The sequence below is a fragment of the Streptomyces sp. NPDC029014 genome (assembly GCF_055564695.1).
The window spans coordinates 17,448-41,378 of the sequence record NZ_JBVHVT010000014.1; the positions used below are offsets into that span (position 1 = coordinate 17,448).

General features: G+C 75.0%; 22 protein-coding genes. 9 read left to right on the forward strand and 13 right to left on the reverse strand.

Features of this window, described 5'->3' with window-relative positions:
- Positions 1–4 precede the first annotated feature (4 nt).
- The 3 genes from ACZ4VL_RS10070 to ACZ4VL_RS10080 all read left to right on the forward strand — a co-directional run bounded on the left by ACZ4VL_RS10070 (position 5) and on the right by ACZ4VL_RS10080 (position 2,860).
- Positions 5–775, forward strand: coding sequence for a hypothetical protein (locus ACZ4VL_RS10070; protein WP_468197984.1), 771 nt, complete (start codon positions 5–7; stop codon positions 773–775).
- Positions 776–902: 127 nt separating this feature from the next.
- Positions 903–1,451, forward strand: a complete 549-nt coding sequence (locus tag ACZ4VL_RS10075) for a hypothetical protein (RefSeq protein ID WP_468197986.1) — start codon at positions 903–905, stop codon at positions 1,449–1,451.
- Between the two features lie 368 nt (positions 1,452–1,819).
- On the forward strand, positions 1,820–2,860 hold the full coding sequence (locus ACZ4VL_RS10080) for a GNAT family N-acetyltransferase (protein ID WP_468197988.1): 1,041 nt from the start codon (positions 1,820–1,822) through the stop codon (positions 2,858–2,860).
- Positions 2,861–2,931: 71 nt separating this feature from the next.
- Here ACZ4VL_RS10080 and ACZ4VL_RS10085 read toward each other — a convergent pair whose 3' ends face one another.
- Both ACZ4VL_RS10085 and ACZ4VL_RS10090 read right to left on the reverse strand, forming a co-directional pair.
- Positions 2,932–3,474 carry a hypothetical protein gene (locus ACZ4VL_RS10085; RefSeq protein ID WP_468197990.1) on the reverse strand — a complete coding sequence of 181 codons (543 nt, stop codon included), beginning with the start codon at positions 3,472–3,474 and terminating at the stop codon, positions 2,932–2,934.
- A 195-nt stretch (positions 3,475–3,669) separates the two neighbouring features.
- The gene (locus ACZ4VL_RS10090; protein ID WP_468197992.1) at positions 3,670–4,281 is read right to left on the reverse strand and encodes a nucleoside/nucleotide kinase family protein; all 612 of its coding nucleotides are present in this window, start codon (positions 4,279–4,281) and stop codon (positions 3,670–3,672) included.
- Between the two features lie 178 nt (positions 4,282–4,459).
- Between ACZ4VL_RS10090 and ACZ4VL_RS10095 the strand changes: the two genes are divergently transcribed.
- Positions 4,460–5,650 (forward strand): Gfo/Idh/MocA family protein, encoded by a 1,191-nt coding sequence (locus ACZ4VL_RS10095; RefSeq protein ID WP_468197995.1) that lies wholly within the window; start codon positions 4,460–4,462, stop codon positions 5,648–5,650.
- A gap of 11 nt (positions 5,651–5,661) precedes the next feature.
- Here ACZ4VL_RS10095 and ACZ4VL_RS10100 read toward each other — a convergent pair whose 3' ends face one another.
- Together ACZ4VL_RS10100 and ACZ4VL_RS10105 are read right to left on the reverse strand one after the other, a co-directional pair.
- The gene (locus tag ACZ4VL_RS10100) at positions 5,662–6,177 is read right to left on the reverse strand and encodes a nucleotidyltransferase domain-containing protein (protein WP_468197998.1); all 516 of its coding nucleotides are present in this window, start codon (positions 6,175–6,177) and stop codon (positions 5,662–5,664) included.
- Between the two features lie 33 nt (positions 6,178–6,210).
- Entirely contained in the window at positions 6,211–7,032 is an 822-nt protein-coding gene (locus tag ACZ4VL_RS10105; RefSeq protein ID WP_468198183.1) for a helix-turn-helix transcriptional regulator, read from the reverse strand.
- Positions 7,033–7,172: 140 nt separating this feature from the next.
- Between ACZ4VL_RS10105 and ACZ4VL_RS10110 the strand changes: the two genes are divergently transcribed.
- Entirely contained in the window at positions 7,173–8,627 is a 1,455-nt protein-coding gene (locus ACZ4VL_RS10110) for an MFS transporter (RefSeq protein ID WP_468198000.1), read from the forward strand.
- A 5-nt stretch (positions 8,628–8,632) separates the two neighbouring features.
- On the opposite strand, the gene ACZ4VL_RS10115 is transcribed toward ACZ4VL_RS10110, so the two are convergent.
- Positions 8,633–9,592, reverse strand: coding sequence for a GlxA family transcriptional regulator (locus ACZ4VL_RS10115; protein ID WP_468198003.1), 960 nt, complete (start codon positions 9,590–9,592; stop codon positions 8,633–8,635).
- 97 nt (positions 9,593–9,689) lie between these two features.
- On the opposite strand from ACZ4VL_RS10115, the gene ACZ4VL_RS10120 reads away from it, so the two are divergent.
- Positions 9,690–10,208 (forward strand): PaaI family thioesterase, encoded by a 519-nt coding sequence (locus ACZ4VL_RS10120; RefSeq protein WP_468198005.1) that lies wholly within the window; start codon positions 9,690–9,692, stop codon positions 10,206–10,208.
- Positions 10,209–10,291: 83 nt separating this feature from the next.
- Here ACZ4VL_RS10120 and ACZ4VL_RS10125 read toward each other — a convergent pair whose 3' ends face one another.
- Positions 10,292–11,128: a dienelactone hydrolase family protein gene (locus ACZ4VL_RS10125; RefSeq protein ID WP_468198007.1), complete on the reverse strand. Its 837-nt coding sequence runs from the start codon at positions 11,126–11,128 to the stop codon at positions 10,292–10,294.
- A gap of 302 nt (positions 11,129–11,430) precedes the next feature.
- On the opposite strand from ACZ4VL_RS10125, the gene ACZ4VL_RS10130 reads away from it, so the two are divergent.
- Complete coding sequence (locus ACZ4VL_RS10130; protein ID WP_468198010.1) at positions 11,431–11,880, forward strand: STAS domain-containing protein; 450 nt, start codon at positions 11,431–11,433, stop codon at positions 11,878–11,880.
- Positions 11,881–11,936: 56 nt separating this feature from the next.
- Here the strand turns inward: ACZ4VL_RS10130 and ACZ4VL_RS10135 are convergent, their stop codons facing one another.
- The 7 genes from ACZ4VL_RS10135 to ACZ4VL_RS10165 form a co-directional block, all read right to left on the reverse strand.
- Positions 11,937–14,285, reverse strand: coding sequence for a SpoIIE family protein phosphatase (locus ACZ4VL_RS10135; RefSeq protein ID WP_468198012.1), 2,349 nt, complete (start codon positions 14,283–14,285; stop codon positions 11,937–11,939).
- 22 nt (positions 14,286–14,307) lie between these two features.
- Positions 14,308–17,226 (reverse strand): hybrid sensor histidine kinase/response regulator, encoded by a 2,919-nt coding sequence (locus ACZ4VL_RS10140; protein ID WP_468198014.1) that lies wholly within the window; start codon positions 17,224–17,226, stop codon positions 14,308–14,310.
- A gap of 108 nt (positions 17,227–17,334) precedes the next feature.
- Positions 17,335–18,627, reverse strand: coding sequence for a cytochrome P450 (locus ACZ4VL_RS10145; protein WP_468198016.1), 1,293 nt, complete (start codon positions 18,625–18,627; stop codon positions 17,335–17,337).
- Between the two features lie 127 nt (positions 18,628–18,754).
- Entirely contained in the window at positions 18,755–19,459 is a 705-nt protein-coding gene (locus ACZ4VL_RS10150; protein WP_468198018.1) for an HAD family hydrolase, read from the reverse strand.
- A 6-nt stretch (positions 19,460–19,465) separates the two neighbouring features.
- Positions 19,466–20,515, reverse strand: a complete 1,050-nt coding sequence (locus tag ACZ4VL_RS10155) for an NAD-dependent epimerase/dehydratase family protein (RefSeq protein WP_468198185.1) — start codon at positions 20,513–20,515, stop codon at positions 19,466–19,468.
- 5 nt (positions 20,516–20,520) lie between these two features.
- Positions 20,521–21,084, reverse strand: a complete 564-nt coding sequence (locus tag ACZ4VL_RS10160) for a hypothetical protein (RefSeq protein WP_468198020.1) — start codon at positions 21,082–21,084, stop codon at positions 20,521–20,523.
- A 145-nt stretch (positions 21,085–21,229) separates the two neighbouring features.
- Positions 21,230–22,438: a PP2C family protein-serine/threonine phosphatase gene (locus tag ACZ4VL_RS10165; RefSeq protein ID WP_468198022.1), complete on the reverse strand. Its 1,209-nt coding sequence runs from the start codon at positions 22,436–22,438 to the stop codon at positions 21,230–21,232.
- Positions 22,439–22,558: 120 nt separating this feature from the next.
- Between ACZ4VL_RS10165 and ACZ4VL_RS10170 the strand changes: the two genes are divergently transcribed.
- Positions 22,559–23,524, forward strand: a complete 966-nt coding sequence (locus tag ACZ4VL_RS10170) for a TIGR03557 family F420-dependent LLM class oxidoreductase (RefSeq protein ID WP_468198024.1) — start codon at positions 22,559–22,561, stop codon at positions 23,522–23,524.
- Positions 23,525–23,559: 35 nt separating this feature from the next.
- Positions 23,560–23,907, forward strand: coding sequence for a PRC-barrel domain-containing protein (locus ACZ4VL_RS10175; protein ID WP_468198026.1), 348 nt, complete (start codon positions 23,560–23,562; stop codon positions 23,905–23,907).
- Positions 23,908–23,931: the final 24 nt, after the last annotated feature.

Here is a 23,931-nt window from a genome sequence, read left to right on the forward strand (position 1 = left end):
GACGATGACGGTGACGGCCCTCGCCGAGACCCCGGGCGCCCTGCCCGACGCACCCCAGCTCTGGGAGGTCGTACGCGACCTGGTCGGCTCGTGGTCGGGCGCGGGCAGCCTCACGGGCGCCGTCGTCACCACGCTCATCACCGCCTGGATGTGGTACGTCGGCGGCAGGGAGGGCTACCGGGCCGCCCGCACGGCCGGCCGGGGCATCGTGGCCGCGGGGCGGTTCAGCGTCCGGCACGTGGGGAGCCTCCCGGTCGACCGGAGGGTGTTCGCCGCGCTGACGACCCTGACCGTGCTCATCGTCCAGGCCGTATGGCTCGCCGCCTGCCACTTCTTCGCCTCGGTCCTCGTCGCGAACCTGCGGGACGCGTTCGGCGGGGCGGACGTCGGCGACCTGCCGGAGATCGTCCGGTGGGGCGCGGCCAACGGCACCTACACCGTTGTCTGCGCCCTGCTCACGCTGGCCGCCTACGCCCTCGCCCTGGGCGGCGGCAAGGAGCACACGCTGCTGGTGGGGTTCCTGCCCGCCGTGCTGCCGGTGCTGTGCGCGGCCCTGATGTTCGTCGTGGCCGTACTGGCGACGCTCGTCACCGGACTCTTCGCCCTCTTCGGCGGCGCCGGCGACTGGGGCGCGGCGGGCTTCTTCTGGGCCGCCGGCGTCGGCCTGCTGTTCTACTCCGCCCTCGGCTTCGCTGCTCTGGGCGCTGCGGCCGTGGCCGTCGACGCCTGGCGGGCCGGGGCCGCACCCGGCACCGGGCAGCGCTCCGGCAGCTGAACGGCAACCGCCGGCCCGGGAACGGGCGTCCGACCTCGCGGGGGTGGTGTCCATGGCCGCAGTGGGGTCCGGGGCGAGGTCCGGGTCGGGTTCCGGGTCGGAGTGGGGGACCCGGTCGGGGAGGTGGGTGGCGGCGGCCGTGGTGCCGCTGCTCGGCGCCGGGACCGCATACGGCTGGGCCCACTGGTGCTTCACGGCCGACTCGGCGCCGTCCGCCGGTATCGCGCTGGCGGGCGGCGCAGCCCTGATCGCCGTGTCCTGCGCGGTGTACTGGATGGTCGTCGCGGGCACCCGCGGGTTCTTCGGGGCGGTCGCACTGGCCCTGGCGCTGCTGGCGACCGTGGCCGCCGCCGACCTGACGGCGGTGCGCAGCGAGGTCGCCCTGTGCGTCGTCCGGGCGGTCGACAGCACCGTCCAGCAGTCGTCCGGCGAGGGCGGCCCCGGGCCGCGGACCGTCCACCGCCACACCCTGGACTGCCCCGGCGGGTACCCGGCCGAGCTCAAGGACGACCGGCGGGCCGCACCCGCCGGCGATGAGGTGCGCGTCGCCTACGATCCGCGGCGGCGGGTGGCGCCGGAGGTCGAGGGCCGCAGCACGCCCCGGGGATCCGCCCTGTGCGCGGCACTGCTCCTCGCCGTCGCCACGGTGATCGCCGCCAGCCGCAGACCCGCCTGAGGGGCGGCCGGGAGCGGGGGCTCGGTTTGCCGCGGGGGCTTCGGGGCAGGCGCGGGCCCTGGGAGTTCCGTTCCCCTGCTCTGGAGTGCCGTCATGAACGCGCAGCCTGCCCCGTCGGACCCCGACGTCCCGGACGTCCCGGACGTCCCGCCCCGGCCGCCGGGCTCACCGCCCTCGTCCGAACCACCCGAAACCCCCGACCTGCCCCCGTCTTCGGACGAGCCGCCGGAGCGTCCCGGTCCGCCCGCCGGGCCGCCGGAGCCCGCCCGGGAACCGCGGCCGCAGGAGCCGCCCGACTGACCCCCCGCCCCGTACCCCCGGTCCGCCCCCATGGGGCAGGATGCGGGCATACGGATGAGGGGAGCCCGATGACCAGTCAGAACCTCCAGAACGACCGGAGCACCACGACCGACGGGACGCCGGCGGGGACGCCCGACTATCCCGTACGGACCGGGCGGCTCGCCCTGCGCCCGGTACGGGCCGGCGACCTCGACGCGATCCACGCCCACCGGTCCCTGCCCGAGGTGGCCCGGTACCTCCCGCACGAGCCGCACACGCGCGAGGGGACCCGGCAGACCCTGGAGCGGATGATCGCCGGTGAGGCGCTCGCCGAGCCGGGCGACTGGCTGGACCTGGCCGTGGAGACCGGGCCGGGGCGGGTCGTCGGCGAGGTCCTGCTCAAGCGGGACGGGCGGGCCCCGCGGACCGGCGAGGTGGGCTTCGCCTTCCACCCCGACGTGCACGGCACCGGGATCCCCACGGAGGCCGTCACGGCCGCCCTCGACCTGGCCTTCGGCACCTTCGGATGGCACCGGGTCTTCGGCGTCTGCGTGGTGCAGAACACGGCGTCGGCGGCCCTGATGCGCCGTGTCGGCATGCGCCTGGAGGCCGTCGCCCGCGACGACGTCCACCGGAAGGGTGCCTGGCGCAGCACCGCGCAGTTCGCGGTCCTGGCCGCCGAATGGCGCCGGGGCAGTCCGCGGCCGGCCGACGAGAAGGCCGTCGACGCGCTCACGGCGGCCTTCTACGCGGCGTTCACCCGCAGCGGGGGCGGCCCGGTGGACCTGGACCCCGTCCGCGCGGTGCTCGCACCCGACGCGGTGATCGAGCGGGTGGCCGACGACGGATCCGTCCACCGGATGGCCGTGGACGCCTTCCTCGCGCCGCGCGAGGCGCTGCTCAACGGGCCGGAGCTGACCGACTTCACCGAGGTCGAGGTGGCCGCCACGACGCTGGTGGCGGACGGCCGCGCGACCCGCAGCGGGCAGTACTTCAAGTGGGGGGTGCGGGACGGCGTCCCCTTCTCCGCGTGGGGCCGCAAGACCTTCCGCTTCGGCACCGCCTCCGGATCCTGGCTCATCGAGTCCTTCACCTGGACCGACGAGCCCGAGACCGGATCCGGCGACTGACAGGCCGGGCGGTCCAGGTCCGCCGCGCGCCCGTGCGGCACGCGGGACCCGGGCCGCCCCGCCCGTTCGCCCTACTGCTTGTTCTTGGCGAGGTCTTCCTGGAAGGCCTTCGCACACGTCGGGCCGTTGTCCGTGGCGACGAACTGGACGACCAGCAGCGCACCGGACTTGCCGGCGTGGCTCGCCTTCACGGTCCAGCCGCTCTTGTCCAGCGACTTGACGACCGTTCCCTGCTGGTCGATGGACCGGGCTTCCTTCCAGCCGCCCTTGGTCAGGGCGGCCACCGTGTCGTCGTAGGACTTCTTCGAATCGGTGACCTTCTTGGTGTCCGCGACCCACGAGACCATGCAGGACTTGAGGTTCGGCGGGACGTCCTCGGTGGCCTTCTGCGCATAGCCGGCGCCCGTGGCCGCGGTGTCGATCTCCTTCTTCACCGCCGCGGCGTCCAGGGACCCGCCCGAGCCCTTGTCCGCCGCCGGGGCGGAAGCCGCGGCCGAGGAACCCGACTTGGGCGCGTCGGCGCCCTTGCTCTGGTCCGCACCGCCCTCACTGCCACAACCCGCGACCAACAGCATCACACCGGCCGCCGCGGCCGCCCACTTCGCCTTGCGCACTACTCTCCCAAGATCCGCGAAACCATGTGCACGCGGGCCCGAGGCCCCCGTGACCGAGGAGCATCCTGCCACGGCCCACCGACATCACCCGTCAGGCACGCGGCCGCGCCGCGAGAACGTGCCGCACGCCACGGCGACTTCACGGACCCGACGCCCCGCCCCGACCCGACCTGCCCCGGACCCCGCCCGGCAGCCTCACTCCACCACGAGGTCGGCGCGGGACCGGCCCGGCGCGACCAGGCGGGCGTTCGCCTCGTCGGAGCGGTCGACCCACTCCCGCGCGTACGCCTCCGCCTTGCCGTGCCGCACGTGCCGGTCCACCAGCCGCCGCACCCGCAGCCCCTCGTCGGGGGCCAGGAACCACACCTCGTCGAGCAGCGGCCGCACCGCCGCCCACGGCCCCTCCCCGTACAGCAGGTAGTTCCCCTCGGTGATCACCAGCGGTACGCCGGGCCCGACCGGGACGCTCCCGGCCACCGGCTCCTCCAGCGCCCGGTCGAAGGCCGGAGCGTAGACCACGTCCGGGCCGCCGTCCCGCAGCCGGCGCAGCAGGGCCGCGTACCCGGCCGCGTCGAAGGTGTCCGGAGCCCCCTTGCGGTCGGCCCGGCCCAGGCGCGCCAACTCGGCCTGCGCCAGGTGGAACCCGTCCATCGGGACGACCACCGCGAGGCCCGGCCCGAGACGCCGGGCGAGGTGTTCGGCCAACGTGGACTTGCCCGCTCCGGGCGCGCCCGCGATCCCCAGGATCCTGCGACCGCCCGCCCCGGCCAGCCGGCGGCCCCGCGCTTCCAACTCTGCCGTGTCCATCCGCCCATCCTCCCCGATCCGCGCGAGCCCCCCGTCCGTGGTGTTGCCCGTGCCCGCGGAAGGGGAAGGGATCGGGACCGGAAGTACAGGGGGCCACGACCGGACGACCGGACGACCGGACGAGCGGACGAGCGGACGACCGGACGACCGGACCAGGCCCGGCGAAGGGGAGCGGCCCATGACGGAGTTGCGCATCGGAGTCCTCGGCTACGGCCTGCGCGGCAGCCTCGCGCGGGTCGCGCACCGGCCCGGCCGCGGCGCGGCCGTGACCGCGGTCGCCGAACCGGACCCCCGGGCCCGCGCGGCCGCGGCCGCCGCCTTCCCCACCGCCCGGACGCACGTCGGCCACCGCGCGGTCCTGGACGATCCCGACGTCGACGCCGTGCTCGTCCTGACCCCCGACCACACGCACGCCGAGCTCGGCTGCCAGGCCCTGCGGGCCGGCAAACCCGTCTTCGTCGAGAAACCCCTCGACATCTCCGTGGAGCGCTGCGACGAGATCCTGCACACGGCCCGCGCCACCGGCACCCGCCTGTACGTCGGGCACAACATGCGGCACATGCCGGTGGTCCGGCTGATGCGCGGCCTCATCGCCCGGGGTGCCATCGGCGAGGTCAAGACCGTGTGGGTGCGCCACTTCGTCGGCTACGGCGGAGACTGGTACTTCAAGGACTGGCACGCCGAACGCCGCTGCACCAACGGCCTGTTGCTCCAGAAGGCCGCCCACGACATCGACGTCCTGCACTGGTTGGCGGGCTCGTACGCCCAGGACGTCCAGGCCCTCGGCGACCTGATGGTCTACGGCGCCAACCCGCACCGCCGCGCCCCGGGCCGACCCAAGACGCCCGACTGGTACACCGAGGACGGCCACTGGCCGCCGCACACCCAGCGCGCACTGAACCCGGTCATCGACGTCGAGGACGTCTCCCTCGTCAACCTGCGCCTCGAGAGCGGGGTCCTCGCCGCCTACCAGCAGTGCCACTTCACCCCGGACTACTGGCGCAACTACACGGTGATCGGGGACGCCGGGCGGTTGGAGAACTTCGGTGACGGCCCGGGGAGCACCGTCAAGGTGTGGAACGCCCGCCGCTCCGGCTACCGACCCGAACCCGACGCCGCCTTCGCCGTCCCGCAGACCGCCGACGGCGGCGGGCACGCAGGCGCCGACACCCTCCTCATCGACGAGTTCCTGCGCTTCGTCCGCGAGGGCGGTACGACGGATACCTCGCCGGTGGCGGCCCGCATGGCCGTGGCCGCCGGCTGCGCGGCGACGGAGTCCCTGCGCGACGGGGGAACCCCGCGCCGCGTCGACCCGCCACCCCAGGACCTGACGGCCTACTTCGAGCACGGCCAGCGCCCCCCGCGCTGACCCGCGCCCGATCAGCGGCGCGCCACCCCCTCCTTCGGCCCGGTCCCGGCCCCGACCGACTCGATGACGCCCCGCCACTCCCGCCGGTAGCCCTCCCGCAGCGGCCCGCCGACGAGGGCGAGCACCGCCGTCGCCGCCTCGGCCAGGCCCGCCGGATCCCCTGACGCGCACAGGCGGCGGTGGCCCTCGAGGAGCGCGCCGCCGAGCTGCGGGTCGGCCGCCAGCAGCCGGCGCGGCAGCCACTTGCCGCCGCCGGTCCAGGCGCGGTGGTGGTCGCGAGGCGGCGTCCGCGGAGAACAGCTCCGCCAGCCCCTCGCGGGTGTGCAGGAACAACTCCACGAGCCGTCCCTCGTACCGCACCGCCTCCCGGCGGGTGCGACCCCTTCGCCGAGGAGCACCGCCACGTCCAGATCGCTGCTCGCGGTCGCCCGCCCCGCGGCCGTGGACCCGGCCAGGACCACGCCCAGTGCCTCGGGAACCCGCTCGCGGACGAGGCGCCGCACCAGCCCGACCGGATCTTCGCGCATGCCGCGAGTATGCCACCGGGCCCTCGGGCGGGGTCAGCCCGCGACGGGGCGGAGGGATCCGCGGCGGCCCTCCGGGGACGTCAGCCACTCCAGCTTCTCGGCCGTCTGCGTGGCGGGCAGCGGGGTGTGCAGGATGATCGCCAGGTCCGGGCGGGCCGGCACCCGGAGTTGCGTGGACTCGAAGAACAGCGCCCCCACGGCGGGGTGTTCGATCTCCTTGCGCAGCAGGCCGCCGGGCCGGACGTCCCGTCGTTCCCACAACGCCGTGAACTCCGGGCTGAGTTCCCGGGCCTCCTCCACCACCGCGAGGAAGCCCTCGTCGTCGGGGCGTTCCGAGCACGCCGCCCTGAACTGGGCGACCACGCTGCACGCGATCTCCTCCCACTGCTTCGAACGCGCCCGGTAGATCGGGTCGGTGAAGAAGGCGATCAGGCAGTTCTGCACGATCTCGGGCCGCATGCCGAGCACCAGTGCGGCCGCGTCGTTGTACATGACCGTGTTCCAGTACGCGTCCATGATGTGCGCCGGGAACGGCATCCACGCGTCGATGAGCCGTTGCAGTCCGTGGCACATGTTCCGGTCCGCCGCCTCCACCTCCTGGGCGGGCGGGTTCAGGCCCGCCAGCACGTACAGGTGCCGGCGCTCGGCGCTCGTCAACTGCAGCACCCGTCCCACCGCGTCGAGGACCTGCGGGGACACCGTGATGTCACGGCCCTGCTCCAGCCACTGGTACCAGGACGCCCCCACCCCCGCCAGCACGGCGACCTCCTCCCGGCGCAGCCCCGGGGTCCGGCGCCGGGCCCCGCCGTCCGGGAGGCCGGCCTGCGCCGGGGTGATCCGGGCACGCCGGCTCATCAGGAACTCCCGCAACTCGGTACGGCGGTGCCTGTCGATCGGTGCGGCCACGAACTCCCCCTGTCGGCTGCCTGGTGGTGCCAGCAACAGGATAAGTTCCCACTCTCCACGGGCATTCCCGCGCCACGAGGGTGGTGCCCATGGCAATCGACACACCCTCGGACACCTCCACCCCCACCACCCGCACCACCCCCATGACCGCCGGCCCCGCGGCCGCCGGCCCCGCGGCCGCCGGCGGGCCGCGCCTCACGGGCCGGGCCAAGCTGGTCCTCTTCGTCCTCTGCGCCGCCCAGTTCATGGTGGCCCTCGACTTCTCCGTGCTGAACGTGGCCCTCCCCGTCCTCGGCCGGGACCTGGGCCTGAGCCAGGCCGCGCTGCAATGGGCGGTCACCGCGTTCGCCCTGCCCTCCGGCGGCTTCCTGCTCCTCTTCGGCCGCATCGGCGACCTGTACGGCCGCAAGCGGCTGTTCCTCGCCGGCCTCGCCCTCTTCGGCGCCGCCTCCCTCCTCGCCACCCTCGCCTGGGACCCGGCCTCCTTCCTGGCCGGGCGCGCCCTGCAGGGCCTGGGCGCGGCGGCCGTCGTACCGGCCGGCATGTCCCTGCTGACCACGACGTTCCCCGAGGGCCCGCTGCGCGACAAGGCACTCGGCATCTCCGGCACCCTGCTCTCCCTCGGCTTCACCGTCGGCATGCTCCTCGGCGGCGTCATGACCGACACCCTGGGCTGGCGCTCCACGATGGCCCTGCTCGCCGTCACCGCGCTGATCGTCCTGGTGCTCGCCCCCGCCCTGCTGCCGGAGTCGCGCACCCCGGAGCGGCCCCGCCTCGACGTGCCGGGTGCCGTCACCGTCACCGGCGGTCTGCTCGCCCTGATCTACGCCCTCTCCACGGCCGCCCAGCGCGGCTTCGGCGGCGCCGACGTCCTGGCCACGCTCGTCGCAGGCATGGTCCTCCTCACCGCGTTCGCCGTCGTCGAGTCGCGGGCCGCGGCCCCGCTCGTCTCGCTGCCGATGCTGCGCCGGCGCACGGTCGCCTGGGGCAACGCCGCCGGCCTGGTCACCTTCTCCATGATGTCGACGGTCGTCTTCGTCCTGACCCTCTACCTCCAGGAGATCCTCGGCCTCTCGTCCTTCCGGACCGGTCTGGTCTTCGGTGTCCAGGGCATCGCCTCGGCGCTGGCGGGCTCGTACGCACCCAAGGTCATCGGCCGCTTCGGCCCCCGCCGCACCCTGGTCGGCTCCCTGGTCGGCCAGGGCCTGTTCACCGCCGGCCTCCTGGCCGTCGGCAGCGACTCGGGAGCCCTGCTCGCCACCGCGGCAGTCTCCATCGCCAGCATGTTCCACCTCGGTGCGATCGTCTCGTACGGGCTCACCGTCACCAGCGGCGTCCCGGACGAGGAGCAGGGCCTGGCCACCGGCCTCGTCACCACCACCCAGCAGGTCGGCCTCACCATCGGCATCCCGCTCCTCGGCGTCCTCGCCACCACCGGCCCGTCCCTCTTCGACGGGGTCCGCACGGTCCTCGTCCTGGACGCCCTGATCGTCCTCGCGGCGGCGGCCCTGACCGCCGTCGGCCTGCGCCACCGCAGGGGCTGACCCCCTCAGGGGCGCAGGCTGCGCGGGGACTGGCCCAGGCGGGTGCGCAGCAGGGCGCGGAGGGGGCCCGGGCCCTCGTAGCCGACGCGGCGGGCCACCGCCGTCAGGGACAGGGCCGTCGTGCGGAGCAGGTGCTCGGCCTGCTCCACCCGCAGGTCCTGGACCAGCCGGATCGGCGAGCAGCCGAGGGTGCGGGTCACCGTGCGCTGGAGGGTGCGCTCGCTGACGCCGAGGTCGCGGGCGGCTTCCGCGATCGACAGCGGCCCGCCGATCCGGGCGCGCACCCACTGCTCGAACGCGGAGACCAGCGGATCGTGCCGGGCCAGGGCGCTGGGGATGGCGTATGCGGCCTGCGACGCCCGGTCGTCCACGACGAGGTAGTGGCGCACCAGGTCGGCGAGGGCGGGACTGCGCATCCGCACGATCGCCAGGGCCAGGTCGAGGTGGCTGAACGCCGCCCCGGCCGTGGTGACCCCGTCGCTGGTCGTGACCATGCGGCTCTCGTCCACGGCCACCCGGGCGTAGCGCTCCCGGAACACCGGGGCCAGCCACCAGCTGGTCGTGGCCCGCAGCCCGTCCAGGACCCCGGACTCGGCCAGCAGGAAGGTGCCGGTGCAGGAGGACGCGAGCGGTGTGCGCCGCTCCCGGGCCTCGGCCAGGACCCGGCGGGCGGCCCGGTGCGTCGGGGAGCCCACCAGCTCCACCAGCGTCTGGGGGCGGCGCTCCATCAGCGCGGGCAGCACGAGGATGTCGGCGTCCTGCGCCGCCGCGACGTCCTCGGTGTCGATCCGGTGCCCGAGGCTCGTGCGCACCCGCCGCCGCACCCCCACCGTGCGGATGTCGAACCGCGGCGGCGCCGCCCCGGCCAGGTGCCCGCGCAGCGCGTTCGCGGTGTGGAGCACGTCGAGGATCCCGGAGACGCCGGAGTCGAACACCCCGTCGAGGACGAGTACGGCTGCTTTCATCCCCTCACCCTAGCGGCGGCCATCCTGTCGGATTCGATGCACAAGGTGCCGGATCCGACACTCCCGGGACCCGCTGCCCCGCTCCTAGGGTCGGCTCATGACCACGTACGAAACGGTGGGCCGCACGCCTTCCCGCACCCGCACGCACACCTGGCAGCCGCGCCCCGGGACGACACCGGAGATCCTCGGCATGACGGGGCTGGAGATCCTGGAGGCCGCCCTCGAGGGCACCCTGCCCGCCGCCTCGATCATGAGCACGCTCGGCTTCCGGCTGACCGAGGTCGGCGAGGGGCTGGCCGTCTTCGAGGGGGATCCGGGCGAGCACCTCCTCAACCCGATGGGCACCGTGCACGGCGGCTTCCTCGCCACCCTCCTCGACTCGGCCCTCGGCTCGTCCGTGATGACGCGCCTGCCCGCCGGCGCCGCGTACACCACCGTCCAACTGGGCGTGCACATGATCCGCCCGGTGCTGCCCGACACCCCGACGCTGCGCTGCGAGGGACGCGCCCTCCACGTGGGCCGCACCACCGCCACCGCCGAGGCCCGGGTCGTCGGGGCCCTCGACGGCAAGCTCTACGCCCACGGCACGACGACCTGCGCGGTGCTCCGCCCCTGAGCGACCCGGGGGCGTCGCAGACACCTTCCCTGAACGCCCCCCGCCCGGCCGTCCGACCCCGGGGACCGGGCGGGGGTCGACGCTCAGACGGCTTCCGGTCCGGCCGTCGGGGCCGGGACCAGCCGGCGGCGCAGGAAGGCCACGGTCCGCTCGCGGACGGCCAGGGCGAGGTGCCCGGGGGTCTCCCGGACCTCGCGGGTCAGCACCGAGTGGGCGCTCCTGCCGAAGCCGCCGGGGTTGCCGGTGCGGGAGTCCAGCTCGATGTACTCGAAGGCGTCGCCGAGCCGGTTGCGCAGGGTCTCGAAACGCTGCCCGGGGACCAGCCCGTCCTGCGTGAACCGCATGCCGAGCACGCACAGCCCGTCGTCCCGCATGCGCCGGGTGACGTCGCCCAGCTCCTCCTGCGACAGGCCCGGGTCCGCACGGTGCGCCGCGGTCACCGGCAGGGGCAGCGACGGCTGGCCCATCACCGCGGCGAGGACCGCGTCGTCCACGGCCACGGCCAGCGCGAACCCGCCCGTGAAGCACAGCCCGATGACACCGACCCCCGTCCCCGGCGTCCGCGCGTCGAGGTCGCGGGCCAGCGCCCGCAGCCAGTCGGTCACGGGCCGGTGGGCGTTCGTGGCGAAGGCCAGGAACTCCCGGGAGACACAGGCCCGCGCAATGGTCACGAACGCTCCCGCGGACACGGAGGGTGCACCCGGCGTGCCGAACAGCGAGGGCATCACCACCGTGAAGCCGCTGTCGACCAGGTGCTGCGCGAGGCCGAGCACCTCCGGCGTGATCCCGGGCAGCTCCGGCATCAGGACCACGCCGGGCCCCTCGCCGCGCTCGAAGCAGTCGTGCGTGATGCCGCGCCAGGAGAACTCCTCCCGGCGCCATCCGTCCAGCGTGGATACGGGCGCGGCGGCTGCGCTCATCGTGACCTCTCAGGGGAAGACGTGCGGTGGGGGTGCGTGCATCCGGAAGTATCCATGCTCCGGCCGCAGCCGACACCGCCACCGCCCCCAGAACCGAAGGGAGTTGGCCTGCTGTCTCCGGCTGCTCCCGCCGCGGTCGGCCGGCGCCTACCCGCGCGACGCCCACGGTCCGATCGGCGTGGATCCGCCCGTACGGACGCGCTCCCGTACCGGCCCCCGTGCCGAGGCATGCGGCGGGACGGACCGGGTAGGGGCCGGAAGACCGGGGACTTCGGGGGCCGAATGCGGCAGGAGGTTGTGCCATGGCGTCGACAGCGGCCGGAAGCCGGGAGCGAGCGCACGGCGAGGGCTCCGGCGACCAGTTCGCGGTCGAGGTCCGGCCGGTGGGCGGCGCCGTCGTCCTCCTGCTGTCCGGAGAGCTCGACCACGACACGGCGGAGCCGCTGCGCGCCGCCCTGGAGGCCGCGCTCGCGGCCGGCGGCCCGGTACGGCTGGTCATCGACTGCGCAGGACTGGCCTTCTGCGACTCCACCGGCCTGAACATGCTGCTGCGGGCCAGGCTCGCGGCCGAGGCGGCCGGAGGGAGCGTGGAGCTGTCCGGGCTCGGCCGGCAGGTGGCGCGGATGCTCCGCCTCACCGGCGCGGACGGAATCTTCGCCATCCACCGGGACCTCGCCGAGGCCCTGCCCGCCGGCGCCGACGACCCCGGCGGGCCCGGATCGCCCACGGCGTCGGAACCGCCCGCACCCTGATCGGGGGCCGCACCGGGGCCGCGCGGCCCGCCCGGCCCGCGCGGCCCGCCCGACCCTCAGGACACGTGCACGACCACCAGGCAGGTGTCGTCGTCCGTGTCCCCGCTGATCGACGCCAGCAGCAGGTCCGCCTGGTCCTCCACGCCCCCGTCGCCCAACCGCTCCGCCGCCGCCCGCAGGGCGGCCAGGCTCTCGTCCAGCCCCGTGTGCCGGCGCTCGACGAGCCCGTCCGTGTACAGCATCAGCGTGTCCCCGGCCCGCAGGCTGCTGGTGGTCTCCTCGTACGCGGCCCCCGGCAGAGCTCCCAGCAGCACGTTCGGTGGACCCTCCAGGAAACGCGCCCGTCCGCCGCGCAGCAGCAGCGGCGGCAGGTGCCCGGCGCCCGCCCAGCGCAGCGACCGGTCCGCGGGGTCGAACAGCGCGCACACCGCGGTCGCGGTCGGATGGTCCGGGGTCCCCGAGGCGACCTCGTTCAGCCAGCGCATCAGCATTTCCGGGGAGCCGCCCGTGAACGCCAGCCCGTGCAGCGCCCCGCGCAGCGTGACCATCGCGGTGGCCGCGCCGATGCCGTGCCCGGCGATGTCCCCGACGGTGACGAGCACCCTCCCGCCGGGCAGCTGGAACACGTCGTACCAGTCGCCGCCGACCCGGTACTCCACGGCGGCGGGCCGGTAGCGGGCCGCGACCTCCAGCCCGGCCGCGGCCTGCAGGGCCGAGGTCTCGGGGACGATGGTCTGCTGCAGCCGGAGCACCACCTGGCTGCGCACGAGGGCGTCGGCCTGCGCCGCGGAGAGCTGGTCGAAGGTGGCGCTGAGCGCGAGCTCGGTGTGGTGCTGGGCGGACACGTCCTGGTAGACGCCCGTGATGGCGACCACGGCCGTGCCCGCGAGGACGGGTTCGGCGGAGATCCGGACGTGTCGGACGCCGCCGTCCGGGCGGTACACCCGGACCAGGGTCTGGCCGCCGGTCTGCCGGTCGGCGAGCGTGGCCAGCAGCGCGTCGAGGCGGCCGGTGTCCTCCTGGTGCAGCCGGGCACCGAGCGCCCGCAGCGGCACGGGCGGCTCGCCCGGGTCGATCCCGAAGATCGGGTACACCGAGGGGCTCCACCGGGAGCCTCCGGCGGCGTCGTCCTCGAAGGCGGCCAGCCGTTCCAGCCGTTCCAGCGCCCGCGCGATCGGTGGGCCGCGCCGGACACCCGCCCGCCACAGCACGACCGCGCGGCTGCCGCCCAGCGGCAGCACCCGGACCTCGGCCATGGCCGGCCCGCTCGCCCCGGCCCGGTCGGCGCCCCTGTCCGGGGCAGCGGGCAGGGCGGCCGCGTACTGGGGGGCGCCGGCCGCGCCGGCCCGCGCGACCAGGCCGATCAGCTCCTCGTAGACGCCCGGGTACAGCTGGGCGACGGGCCGCCCGGCCGCGGACGGCGGAAGCGTCCTCTCGCGCAGGGCGGCCGGGTTGAGGTGGTCCACGGTGTGGGACGCGCCGCCCTCGGAGGAAGCATCGCCGGCGGCGGCGAGGCGGACGACGACGGCGGGGTGGTCGAGCTGCGCCAACAGGGCCGCCAGCTGCGGTGCCACGTCCGGGCCGTCCCCGACCTCGTCCAGGACCAGTCCGGCCGGCCGGCACAGGGCCTCCACCGACGCCCGTACGCCCGCGCCGAGGTCGACCGGCGCGGCCCAGACGGCCAGGGCCACGCCCACCACCCGGTCCCCGCGCTCCAGCGGCAGCACGGCCCGCGCCGCGTCGGCCCCCGGGCCCGGCAGCCGCCCCGCCGTGCCCGGCCCCTCCGGGTACCACAGGGCCCGGGCGTCGGCCAGCGCCCGGTGCAGCGGGCCTCCGGTCTCCGGCGGGACCCAGCGCCAGTGGGAGGCCTCCTGGGGGTCGGCGCCGGCCCGGCCCGAGAGCTCCAGGCAGTCGGTCGGGGTGCGCCGCCACAGGTAGAGTTCCTCGACGCCCAGTCGGTGCAGGCCGTCCTCCAGCATGCCCGTGGCGGCCTCGGAGGCGGTGTCGGAGCTGAGCGCTGCGGCGATGCTCCGCCGGATCCGCCGGGCCTGCACGGCCGGCAGCGTGCCGGGGCCCGCCGGACCGGCGGCCGCCGGTCCCGCGGCGCCGGCGGCAGCCGCGTCCGCGGCCCCCATGGCTGCCGCCTCGGGTCCGGAGCCGACCGGTGGCGTCCCGGATACCGCATTGACGATGTCCGCCGCCAGGTCGACGGCGCTCAGCCCGGAGGACCCGGCCAGCCGCAGCAGGTGGTCGCCCGCCTCGGCCGGGGACAGGCCCAGCTGCGCGGCCAGCACCCCGGACGCCAGGTCGAGCAGCCGGCGCCGGGCCCGGTCGGCGCGCAGGGCGGCGAGCTCGGCCGTGAGCTCCGCGACGGCCGAGGCCAGTCCGCTCTCGGGTACGCCCATACCGTCCGTCCCCCGATCCGTGTCAGGACCCCGCCGCCGCGCCCAGCCAGGTGCGCACGGTGGTGAGCAGCAGGTCCGGGTCCACCGGTTTGGTCAGGTAGTCGGAGGCGCCGGCGGCCATGGCCTCCGAACGGTCTTCGGGCATGGCCTTGGCGGTGACCACGACGACGGGCACGTGCGCGTGCCCGGACATGCCCCGGATCGCGCGGGTCGCCGCGTACCCGTCGAGGCCCGCCATCATCAGGTCCATGATCACGAGGTCCACCTCGGGGCGTTCGGCGAGCAGCCGGATGCCGTCCGTGCCGTTGTCGGCCGTGAGCACCTGGAGCCCGGCGGACTTCAGGGTCTCGGTGAGGGCGTAGACGTTGCGGCTGTCGTCGTCGACGACGAGGACCGTCCGGTCCCGCAGGTCCTCCGGGCGGGCCCCGTCGCCCGCCGGGGCCGCCCGGGCCGTGGTGAGGGCCCGGCCGGCCTCGGCACCCGGCTTGTCCGCCCGGCCGGCGCGTTCCGGCAGGTAGAACGTGAAGCGGCTGCCCTCGCCGACGCGGCTGTCGACGGTGATGGTGCCGCCGAGGAGGCGGGCCACCTCGCGGCTGATGGAGAGCCCGAGCCCGGTGCCGCCGTACGCGCGGGCGGTTCCGCTGTGGCCCTGCTGGAACGCCCCGAAGACGGACTCCAGCCGGTCGGCGGGGATGCCGATGCCGGTGTCGGCGACGCGGAAGGCCAGTACGGGCCCGTCGCCCCGCACCCCGGCGGGGGTCTCCGTCGGGTCGGCGGGCTCGACGCGCAGCGAGACGCTGCCCTGCTCGGTGAACTTCAGGGCGTTCGCCAACAGGTTGCGCAGCACCTGGCGCAGCCGGCTCTCGTCGGTGACCAGCCCGGCTCCGGTCAGCGGCGCCGCGCTGACGGTGAAGTGCAGGTTCCGCTCGTCCGCGACGGGCCGGAAGGTGGCGTCGGCGTAGTCCAGGACGTGCTGGATCGAGACGGGTTCGCGGTGCACGTCCATGCGGCCCGCCTCGACCTTCGACAGGTCCAGGATGTCGTTGATGAGCTGGAGCAGGTCCGAGCCCGCGGAGTGGATGACGGTCGCGTAGTCCACCTGCTTGTCGGTCAGGTTGCCCTCGCCGTTCTGCGCGAGCAACTGGGCCAGGATGAGCAGGCTGTTGAGCGGGGTGCGCAGCTCGTGGCTCATGTTCGCCAGGAACTCCGACTTGTAGAGGGAGGCCTGGGCCAGCTGTCGGGCCCGCTCCTCCAGCTCCTGCCGGGCCTGTTCGATCTGCAGGTTCTTCCGCTCGATGTCCCGGTTCCGGTCGGCCAGCAGGGCCGCCTTCTCCTTCAGTTCCGCGTTGCTGTCCTGCAGTTCGCGCTGGCGTGCCTGCAACTCATGGGAACGGGCGCTGAGTTCGGCGGTCAGCTGCTGCGACCGCCCCAGCAGCTCGTCGGTGCGGGCATTGGCGACGAGAGCGCCGACGTTGGCCCCGAGCAGCTCCGTGAACTGCTCCAGGAAGTCCCGGTGCAGGGCCGCGAACGGGCGGACGGCGGCGAGTTCGAGCGCACCGAGGACCTGTCCCTCGACCACGATGGGCAGCACGATCAGCGTGGACGGGTCCGCGGCCCCGGTACCGCTCGCGATCCGCACGTACCCGGCCGGCAGGTCCTCCACGACGAGCGTACGGCCGTCGGCGGCGGCCTGGCCGACCAGGGACTGGCCCACGCGCACCCGCCGCACACCGGCCGCCCCGTCGTCCGGCAGCCCGTACGAGGCGATGGCGACGAGCTCGGGCCCGTCGGCACCGTCCTGCACGAGGAAGAAGCACCCGTACTGGGCGCGCACCAGCGGCGGCACCTCGCGCATGATCAGCTCGGCCACCGTGGGCAGGCTGCGCCGCCCCTGGATGCCGCCGGAGACCCGGGCGAGGTTGGTCTTCAGCCAGTCCTTCTCCTCGTTGGCCCGTGTGGTGGCGCGCAGGGACTCGACCATCGAGTTGATGTTGTCCTTCAGCTCCCCGACCTCACCGGGAGCCTCCACCGCGACCGTCCGGGTCAGGTCGCCGCGGGCCACGGCGCTGGTGACCTCGGCGATCGCGCGGACCTGGCGGGTCAGGTTGCCCGCGAGCTCGTTGACGTTCTCGGTGAGCCGCCGCCAGGTGCCGGAGACGTCCGCCACCTCGGCCTGGCCGCCGAGCCTGCCCTCGCTGCCCACTTCCCGCGCCACGCGGGTGACCTCGGCGGCGAACGAGCCGAGCTGGTCGACCATGGTGTTGATGGTCGTCTTCAGGGCCAGGATCTCCCCGCGGGCGTCCACGTCGATCTTGCGGGTGAGGTCGCCGCGGGCCACGGCCGTGGTGACCTGGGCGATGTTGCGGACCTGGTTGGTCAGGTTGTCCGCCATCGAGTTGACGTTGTCCGTCAGGTCCTTCCAGGTGCCGGACACCCCGTGGACGGTGGCCTGGCCGCCCAGCTTGCCCTCCGTACCGACCTCGCGCGCGACCCGGGTGACCTCCTCGGCGAACGACGACAACCGCTCGACCATCGTGTTGATGGTCTCCATGAGTTCCAGGATCTCCCCGTGCGCGTCGACCCTGATCTTCTGGGTGAGGTCGCCGCGGGCCACGGCCGTGGCCACCTGGGAGATGTTGCGGACCTGCGAGGTCAGGTTGTCGGCCATGCTGTTCACACCGGCCGTCAGCTCCCGCCACACCCCGCCCGCCCGCGGCACCCGGGCCTGGCCCCCGAGCAGCCCCTGGCCGCCGACCTCCTCGGCCACCCGGGTGACCTCGGTGGTCACGAGCGAGAGCTGCGCCACCATGCCGTTGTAGACGACGGCGATCTTGCCGGGCAGACCGCCCACGTCCTCGGGCAGGCGCGTGTCGAGGTTGCCGTCGCGTACGGCGGTCAGCCCCGCCAGCAGTTGTTCGAGCGTCCGGTCGGTCTCGTCCATGAGTGCACCAAGCCATGCCGTCGATTCCACTGTTGCACGCGACGCGGCAACGGGTCTCCCCGCAGCCGCCGCCCACCCCGCAGCCGGGCCGCGGCCGCGGCGGCGGGATCAGCGGCCGGGCCGTGCGGCGGGGCCGGCGGAGGCGTCCGCGGTGGCGGTGGAGAGGCGCAGGACGAAGCCGCTGTGCGGGCGGGTGGGGATCCGGGACAGCGGGATGGTCAGGTCCTGGTCCGGGACCTCGGGGTCGAGCTGGGCCAGCTCGCCGACGAACGCCGCGAGGACGCTGACGGTGATGTCCTCGCCCGGGCAGCGGTGCCCCAGTGCGGGATCCCCGCCGCCCTGGGCGATGAGGCGGTCCACGGCGTCGGGGTCGGCGGTGAAGCGGGCCGGCGTGAAGTGGTACGGGTTGTGCCACAGCGCCGGGTCGTGGTGGTGCCCGTACACGTCCAGCAGGACCATGGTGCCCTGGTCGATGCGGATGCCCTGCCAGGTCAGGTCGCGCGCCGCGACCCCACTGACGAACGGGACGAAGGGGTAGAAGCGCCGCACCTCGTGCGCGAAGGCGGTGCTCAGGTCCCGCAGCTGCCGGCCGGACGCCGCGCGGAGCTCCTCGGCGAGGTCCGGGTGGCGGTGCAGGGCGTGCGCGGCGAAGGTGATGAACCAGGTGATCGCGACGGTCGGCCGGATGATGTTGAGCAGTTCGACCGCGCAGGTCCGCTCGTCCGCCGGGAGGCCGTCGACGTCGCGGTGGCCGGCGACGGCCTCGAGGGCCGACCCGGGACGCACCTGCTGCCGACCGTCCCGCACCGCCGTGACCAGGGCGGCCAGGGCCGCCTCCTGGCGGGTGCGGGAGTGTCGGGCGCGCAGGTGCCGGAGCCCGGGGCTGGCGAACCCGTCGACCATGGCCACGCAGTCGTGGGCGATGAGCCGCGCCTGCTCGGCCGTCGGCGCCAGCCCCACCCATGCGCACACGGCCCCGGCGAGGGCCTCGGCCGCGGTGTCGAAGAGCACCACGGCCCCGCCCCCGTCGCCGGCGACGGCCTCCCGCCACTGCGCGACCACGGCCTCGGTGAGTGCCTCGACCCCGGCCGGGTCCTTGAGCAGGGCAAGGAACAGGGCCTTGCGGACCCGGTGGGCCGCACCGTCGAGGGTGTGCACGGCGCCCCTGCCGAACAGGGTGTCCAGGACCGGTTCCGGGATCGAGCCGGACCGCCGGACGTTCTCCTCGTCGTAGAAGAACTGCACGGCCTGCGGCCCGTGCAGGGCGATCGCCGGATGGCCCAGGAGGTGGGTCCGCACCGGGGCGCCCGCCGTCTCGCGGAGCCGGTTGGGCAACCAGGCGTATCCGTGGAGCAGCAAGGGGAGGGTGCTGTCACCCCGCCCGTGCACGGGGACTCTCATGAGGTTCATGATGCGCGCCCGCTGGCGAGCCGGCACCGCGTACCGCGATCGGCCGGACCCGCGGGGCAGTCCCGAAGGCGCGCGGGCCTGCGGCGTTGCCGGGGCGGCGGCCTCCCGGCCCGGGCGTTCAGCCGGGGGCCGTCCGGGCGAACGGGCTGTCGCCGAGCCGGTCCAGCAGGTCCCGGGGGCCGTCGTACACGGCCAGGGCGCCCGCCGCCAGCAGGTCCGCGCGGGGGATGCCGCCGGACAGCAGGCCCACGCAGGGCACGCCGGCCCGGGTGCCGGCGTGCATGTCCCACACGGTGTCCCCGACGAACACGGACCGGCCGGGTTCCGCCCCCGCCAGCTCCAGGCCGTCGCGGACCGGCTCGGGGTGGGGTTTGCCGTGCTCCACGTCGTCCGCGCTGGTCCACGCGGTGATCGCGTCGTCGGCGTCGAGGGCCCGGCGCAGCGCGCCCAGCTCGGCGCCGGAGGCCGAGGTGACCAGTACGACTCGCCAGCCGTCCGTGGCGAGCCGCCGCAACAGGCCCGCGGCGCCGTCCAGGGCGGCCAGCCGGTCGAACCAGGTGGCGTACAGCACGTCGTGGGCGGCGCCGATCCGCTCGTACTCCCCCTCGGTCCCCTCGTCGGCCGCCCCGTCGTCGCCGGTCGGGGCCGGACCGAGGAGGTGCGCCGTGAGGTCCTCGCCGGGCAGGCCCACGGCCCGGTGCACCGCGTGCATCGACACCCGGTGCCCCGCCTGCCGCAGCGCCTCCCACCAGCAGGTCACGTGCAGGTGGTTGGTGTCCGTGAGGGTTCCGTCGACGTCGAACAGCGCGGCCCGCCCGGTCATGTCCCCTCACCTCCGGTGGAGCCCGGCCGGGCCCGCGGCCGCACCGGCCAGGGGCGGGGTGTCGAGCCCCTGACCGCTCTGCAGGCCCTCCAGGAAGGCGGCCATCGCCTCGACGGCGGTCCGGGCGGGGGTCCAGTCGAGCTCCAGCCGGGCCCGGTCCGCGTACAGCAGCGGAAGCCGCAGTACGGCGTCCAGCAGCCCCGGCGCGGCCGGCACCAGGCGCATCCGCCAGGCCGCCGCCAGCGCGGCCCGGGCCGCGCCGGCCGGCAGCGGCAGCGTCCGGGCGTGCAGCAGCCGGGCCAGCGACGCGGTGTCCAGCACCGGCTCCGCGGCCAGGTTGAACGGGCCGCGTACGGGCCGCAGCACCGCCGCCCGGTAGGCCTCGGCGGCGTCGTCGGTGTGCAGGGCCTGGAACCTGAGGCCACCCACGTCGGGCAGCACCGGCACCAGGCCCGGCCGGACCAGCTTCCACGGCAGCAGCGGCCCGGCGAAGATCCGCCGCTGCTCCGAGGCCGAGGTCTCCTTGAACAGGAACGCCGGCCGCATCCGCACCACCCGCATCGACTGGTGGGCTGCCTCGAAGCCGTCGAGGTACCGCTCCAGGTACGCCTTCTCCCGCGTGTAGGCGGCGCCCGGCCAGCCGTGCGTCGGCCAGGTCTCGTCGACCCGGCTGCCGTCCGCCGGACCGGGGGAGTACGCGCCCACGGACGAGGCGTACACGAGGGCGTCGACCCGGGCCCGGGCGCACGCCTCGAAGACCCGGACGCCGCCCAGGACGTTCGTGTGCCAGGTTTCCAGCGGGTCGTGCGTCGGCTGGAACTTCCACGCGAGGTGCACGACCGCGACCCCGTCCGCCCCGTCCCGCGCGAACAGCCCGACGAGATCGCTCCCGCCGGGATCCACGTTCCCCGCGACCCACCGCACCCCGGGCACCTCGTACCGGCGGGGGACCCGGCGGGCGAGGCCGATCACCTCGGTCACCGCCGGGTCGGCGGCCAGCGCCCGTACGACACTGGTGCCCGCGTTGCCGGTGGCGCCCGTCACCACGACCTTCATGGCCGTCACACCGCCCTTCCGGCCGCGGCGGAACCTGCCGGTACCCGGGTCCCGGTACGCCGTACGGAAGGGGCGAAGACCCGGTCGGACGCGGCCGTGCGCAAGGTCTCCAGCAGTCCTGACTGCCGCTGGGCGCGCTCCAGCAGCCGGTCGATGCAGGCGCGGTCGAGCCGCGCGTCGGCGGAGGCGAGCGACTGGAGGGAACGCCACGCCGCGGCCTTGCCCTCCACCCCGAGCCGCAGCAGCTCCAGCTCCATGACGTCGCTGAGCGGCGAGCGGGACACGAGCCGCCCGTTGAGCTTCAGGCGGCCCGCCATCTCGCCGAACCGGCCGAGCACGGCGCGCGCGTGCATCGCGGGGATGTCGAGGGCGGTCATGATCTCGCGCAGGCTGTCCCGGTCCTCGGCGATCTGTCCGGCCAGCCGCTCCAGCTGCGGTCCGAGCTCGCTCCCGCGGTGGTGCCGGACCATCCGCCGGATCAGCGACAGCCCGGCGGTGGCGCCGGTGAGGTGGTCGTTGAGGTAGACGGCGAGCAGCCGGCCCTCGTGGAGGTCGGAGCGTTCCTTCATGGGGGTCTCCTCTTCGCGTGGTGTCCGCTCTTCGCGTGGTGTCCGCCGCGACCGCGGCCGCAGGCGCTGCCGCGGGCGCGGGACCGTCCGCCCGGGCGCCTGCCCCCGCCCATCCGGCGAAAACCCCACGGCGGGCGGCGCACGGTCAGTGCGGCGGGTGCCATTCCGTGAGGAGGATGGTCGCGTCGTCGCGCAGCTCGTGACCCTGGTGGTCGAGGAGGCTCAGCACGAGCCGCCGCAGCGCCTCGGGCGCCGCCTCGCCGGCCGCCATGGACCGTACGACGATGTCGGTGAGCCGCTCCTCCCCGAAGGTCTCTCCTCGTGGGGAGCGGGCCTCGGTGACGCCGTCGGTGTGGACGAGCACGCGGTCGCCCGGCTGCAGCCGCACGGTGTACCCCGCCGGCTCGCGCTCCTCCCCGTACGCACCCAGGCCGAGCGGGAGCTGCGCCGCACGTTCGAGGGCCCGCGGGACGACCCGGCCGTCGCGGATCAGCAGGGGCGGCGGATGCCCGCAGTTCACCCACGTCAGCCGTCCCGTGACGGTGTCCAGGCGGGCCAGGACGCCGGTCAGCAGCCGGTCCGGGATCCACCGGACCAGCGCGTCCTCGATGCGCAGGGCGACCCCGGCCAGGGCCGCGACGCCGGTGCCGCCGGACACCGCGGTCCCGTCGCGCCGGGCCGCGCGGCAGGCCGCCAGCGCGATGGCGCTCGCCGCGCCGGAGGCTAGGTCGTGGCCCATCGCGTCCAGGACGGCCAGTTGCAGCACGCTGCCGTCGAAGCTGTGGTCGAAGGCGTCCCCGCCGATGTCGTAGGCCGGTTCGAGGACCGCGCTGGAGGTGACCCGCGGGCTTCCGATGGTCCGTGGCGGCAGGAAGGCCCACAGCAGTTCGGCCTGGTGCGTCATCGGGCGGCTGCGGACGGCCGTGATCAGACCGTCGTCGTGCGTGCTCTTGGAGACCACCAGGAGCGTGGCGAGCGTGGCCAGGGCCTCCGCCCGTTCCTCGGCGCCGGCCCGGGACCCGGGCGCGCCGGGGGCGGCGTACAGCACGCCGAGCCGCTCGATCCCGTCGGCCATGGGGATCCAGCAGCCCTGTGCGCCGCCCGACTCGCGCTGGACCCGCTGGGTCCGGTACGCCAGGCCGGCGAGGGAGCCGTCGATGTCCAGGGGCGTCCCGCCGGTCACGGGCACCAGACGGCGCTGCTGGACGTCGGCGAGCAGGACCCGGACCCCGGACAGGCCCAGTTCCCGGCCCGCGTCCACGATCAGCCCGGTCACCTCGCCGGGGCCGATGTGATGGCTCCGGCGCAGCGCCCTCGCGAGCGCACCGTGCCCCTCGGCCCGCGCACCGTCCACCCCTCGACGGTATCCCGGGTGCCCGGGCGTGTCCCGGCCGGCGGACCGGGCGCCGGGCGCGCCGGAGCGGGCGCCGGGCCGTCCGGGTTTGGATCCGGCCGGAGGGGTCAGACGCCGCGCATGGTGCGCATCGGATACACGATGATGACCGAACAGGCCGGTCCCCGCGCCCTCGTCGAGCACCTGGTGGGCGCCGAGGAGGCCGGGTTCGACTTCTCCGTCATCTCCGACCACTTCTTCCCCTGGCTCGACGAGCAGGGGCACGCGCCGTACGCGTGGAGCGTCCTCGGCGCCGCCGCGCAGGCCACCGAGCGCATCCCGCTGATGACGTACGTGACCTGCCCGACGTACCGCTACCACCCGGCCGTCGTCGCCCAGAAGGCGGCGACGGTGCAACTGCTGTCGCAGGGGCGGTTCCGTCTCGGCCTCGGCTCGGGCGAGAACCTCAACGAGCACGTCGTCGGCGCCGGCTGGCCCGCCCCCCGGGTCAGGATCGACCGCCTGGAGGAGGCCGCGGCCGTCATCCGCCGGCTGCTGGCCGGTGAGACCGTCGACCACGACGGCCCGCACTTCCACGTGGACCACGCCCGGCTGTGGGACCTGCCCGACCCGCCCCCGCCGATCGGGATCGCGGTGTCCGGCCCCCGCTCCTGCGCCGTCGCCGGCCGCCTCGCGGACCTGGTCATCGCGATCGAGCCGAAGCGGGAACTGCTGGACGCCTTCGACCGGCACGGCGGCGCGGGCAAACCGCGCGTCGGCCAGGTGCCCGTCTGCCATGACGCCGACCGCGATGTCGCCGTGGCCCGCGCACACGAGCAGTTCCGCTGGTCGCAGACGGGCTGGCCGGTCAACGCCGAACTGCGCGGCCCCGCCGGGTTCACCAGGGCGGCGGAGGCGGTGCGGCCCGAGGACCTGGCGAAGGCCATCCCCTGCGGGACGGACGTCGAGGCGTTCACCGCGGCGGTCCGGCCGTACGTGGACGCGGGGTTCGACGAGGTCGCCCTCGTCCAGATCGGCGGCGCGCACCAGCAGCCCTTCCTCGACTGGGCCCGGACGGACCTCCTCCCCGCCCTGAGGGAGCTGTGACACGACGATCCTGACGATCGATGGAGTGGATGGCCATGACGCAGATGTGGGCCTATCGCGTGACCGTCGCCCGACTTCCGGGCGTGGACCTGACCGGCTTCAAGGTGGAGGCCACCGACGGCGCCATCGGGAAGGTCGACAAGCATTCCGACGAGGTCGGATCCGCGTACCTCGTCGTCGACACCGGCCCGTGGATCTTCGGCCGGGAAGTCCTCATCCCCGCGGGCACCGTCAGCGGGATCGACGTGGAGGACGAGAAGGTCTACGTGGAGCGCACCAAGGAACAGATCAAGAACGCGCCCGAGTTCGACGGGGACGAGCACCTCGGCGACCAGGGCTACCACGCCCGCCTGGGCCGCTACTACGGTCCGCCCGGGCCCTGATCCCGCGGGCGCGGAGTTTGAGCG

Bases quoted from the DNA above. Each gene is read 5' to 3' on its own strand.
- ACZ4VL_RS10170 (WP_468198024.1), top strand. From the start codon at position 22,559: ATGGTGCGCATCGGATACACGATGATGACCGAACAGGCCGGTCCCCGC.
- ACZ4VL_RS10140 (WP_468198014.1), bottom strand. From the start codon at position 17,226: ATGGACGAGACCGACCGGACGCTCGAACAACTGCTGGCGGGGCTGACC.
- ACZ4VL_RS10110 (WP_468198000.1), top strand. From the start codon at position 7,173: ATGGCAATCGACACACCCTCGGACACCTCCACCCCCACCACCCGCACC.
- ACZ4VL_RS10160 (WP_468198020.1), bottom strand. From the start codon at position 21,084: ATGAAGGAACGCTCCGACCTCCACGAGGGCCGGCTGCTCGCCGTCTAC.
- ACZ4VL_RS10070 (WP_468197984.1), top strand. From the start codon at position 5: ATGACGGTGACGGCCCTCGCCGAGACCCCGGGCGCCCTGCCCGACGCA.
- ACZ4VL_RS10120 (WP_468198005.1), top strand. From the start codon at position 9,690: ATGACCACGTACGAAACGGTGGGCCGCACGCCTTCCCGCACCCGCACG.
- ACZ4VL_RS10090 (WP_468197992.1), bottom strand. From the start codon at position 4,281: ATGGACACGGCAGAGTTGGAAGCGCGGGGCCGCCGGCTGGCCGGGGCG.
- ACZ4VL_RS10135 (WP_468198012.1), bottom strand. From the start codon at position 14,285: ATGGGCGTACCCGAGAGCGGACTGGCCTCGGCCGTCGCGGAGCTCACG.
- ACZ4VL_RS10145 (WP_468198016.1), bottom strand. From the start codon at position 18,627: ATGAGAGTCCCCGTGCACGGGCGGGGTGACAGCACCCTCCCCTTGCTG.
- ACZ4VL_RS10130 (WP_468198010.1), top strand. From the start codon at position 11,431: ATGGCGTCGACAGCGGCCGGAAGCCGGGAGCGAGCGCACGGCGAGGGC.
- ACZ4VL_RS10095 (WP_468197995.1), top strand. From the start codon at position 4,460: ATGACGGAGTTGCGCATCGGAGTCCTCGGCTACGGCCTGCGCGGCAGC.
- ACZ4VL_RS10105 (WP_468198183.1), bottom strand. From the start codon at position 7,032: ATGAGCCGGCGTGCCCGGATCACCCCGGCGCAGGCCGGCCTCCCGGAC.
- ACZ4VL_RS10080 (WP_468197988.1), top strand. From the start codon at position 1,820: ATGACCAGTCAGAACCTCCAGAACGACCGGAGCACCACGACCGACGGG.
- ACZ4VL_RS10175 (WP_468198026.1), top strand. From the start codon at position 23,560: ATGACGCAGATGTGGGCCTATCGCGTGACCGTCGCCCGACTTCCGGGC.
- ACZ4VL_RS10100 (WP_468197998.1), bottom strand. From the start codon at position 6,177: ATGCGCGAAGATCCGGTCGGGCTGGTGCGGCGCCTCGTCCGCGAGCGG.
- ACZ4VL_RS10150 (WP_468198018.1), bottom strand. From the start codon at position 19,459: ATGACCGGGCGGGCCGCGCTGTTCGACGTCGACGGAACCCTCACGGAC.
- ACZ4VL_RS10125 (WP_468198007.1), bottom strand. From the start codon at position 11,128: ATGAGCGCAGCCGCCGCGCCCGTATCCACGCTGGACGGATGGCGCCGG.
- ACZ4VL_RS10155 (WP_468198185.1), bottom strand. From the start codon at position 20,515: ATGAAGGTCGTGGTGACGGGCGCCACCGGCAACGCGGGCACCAGTGTC.
- ACZ4VL_RS10115 (WP_468198003.1), bottom strand. From the start codon at position 9,592: ATGAAAGCAGCCGTACTCGTCCTCGACGGGGTGTTCGACTCCGGCGTC.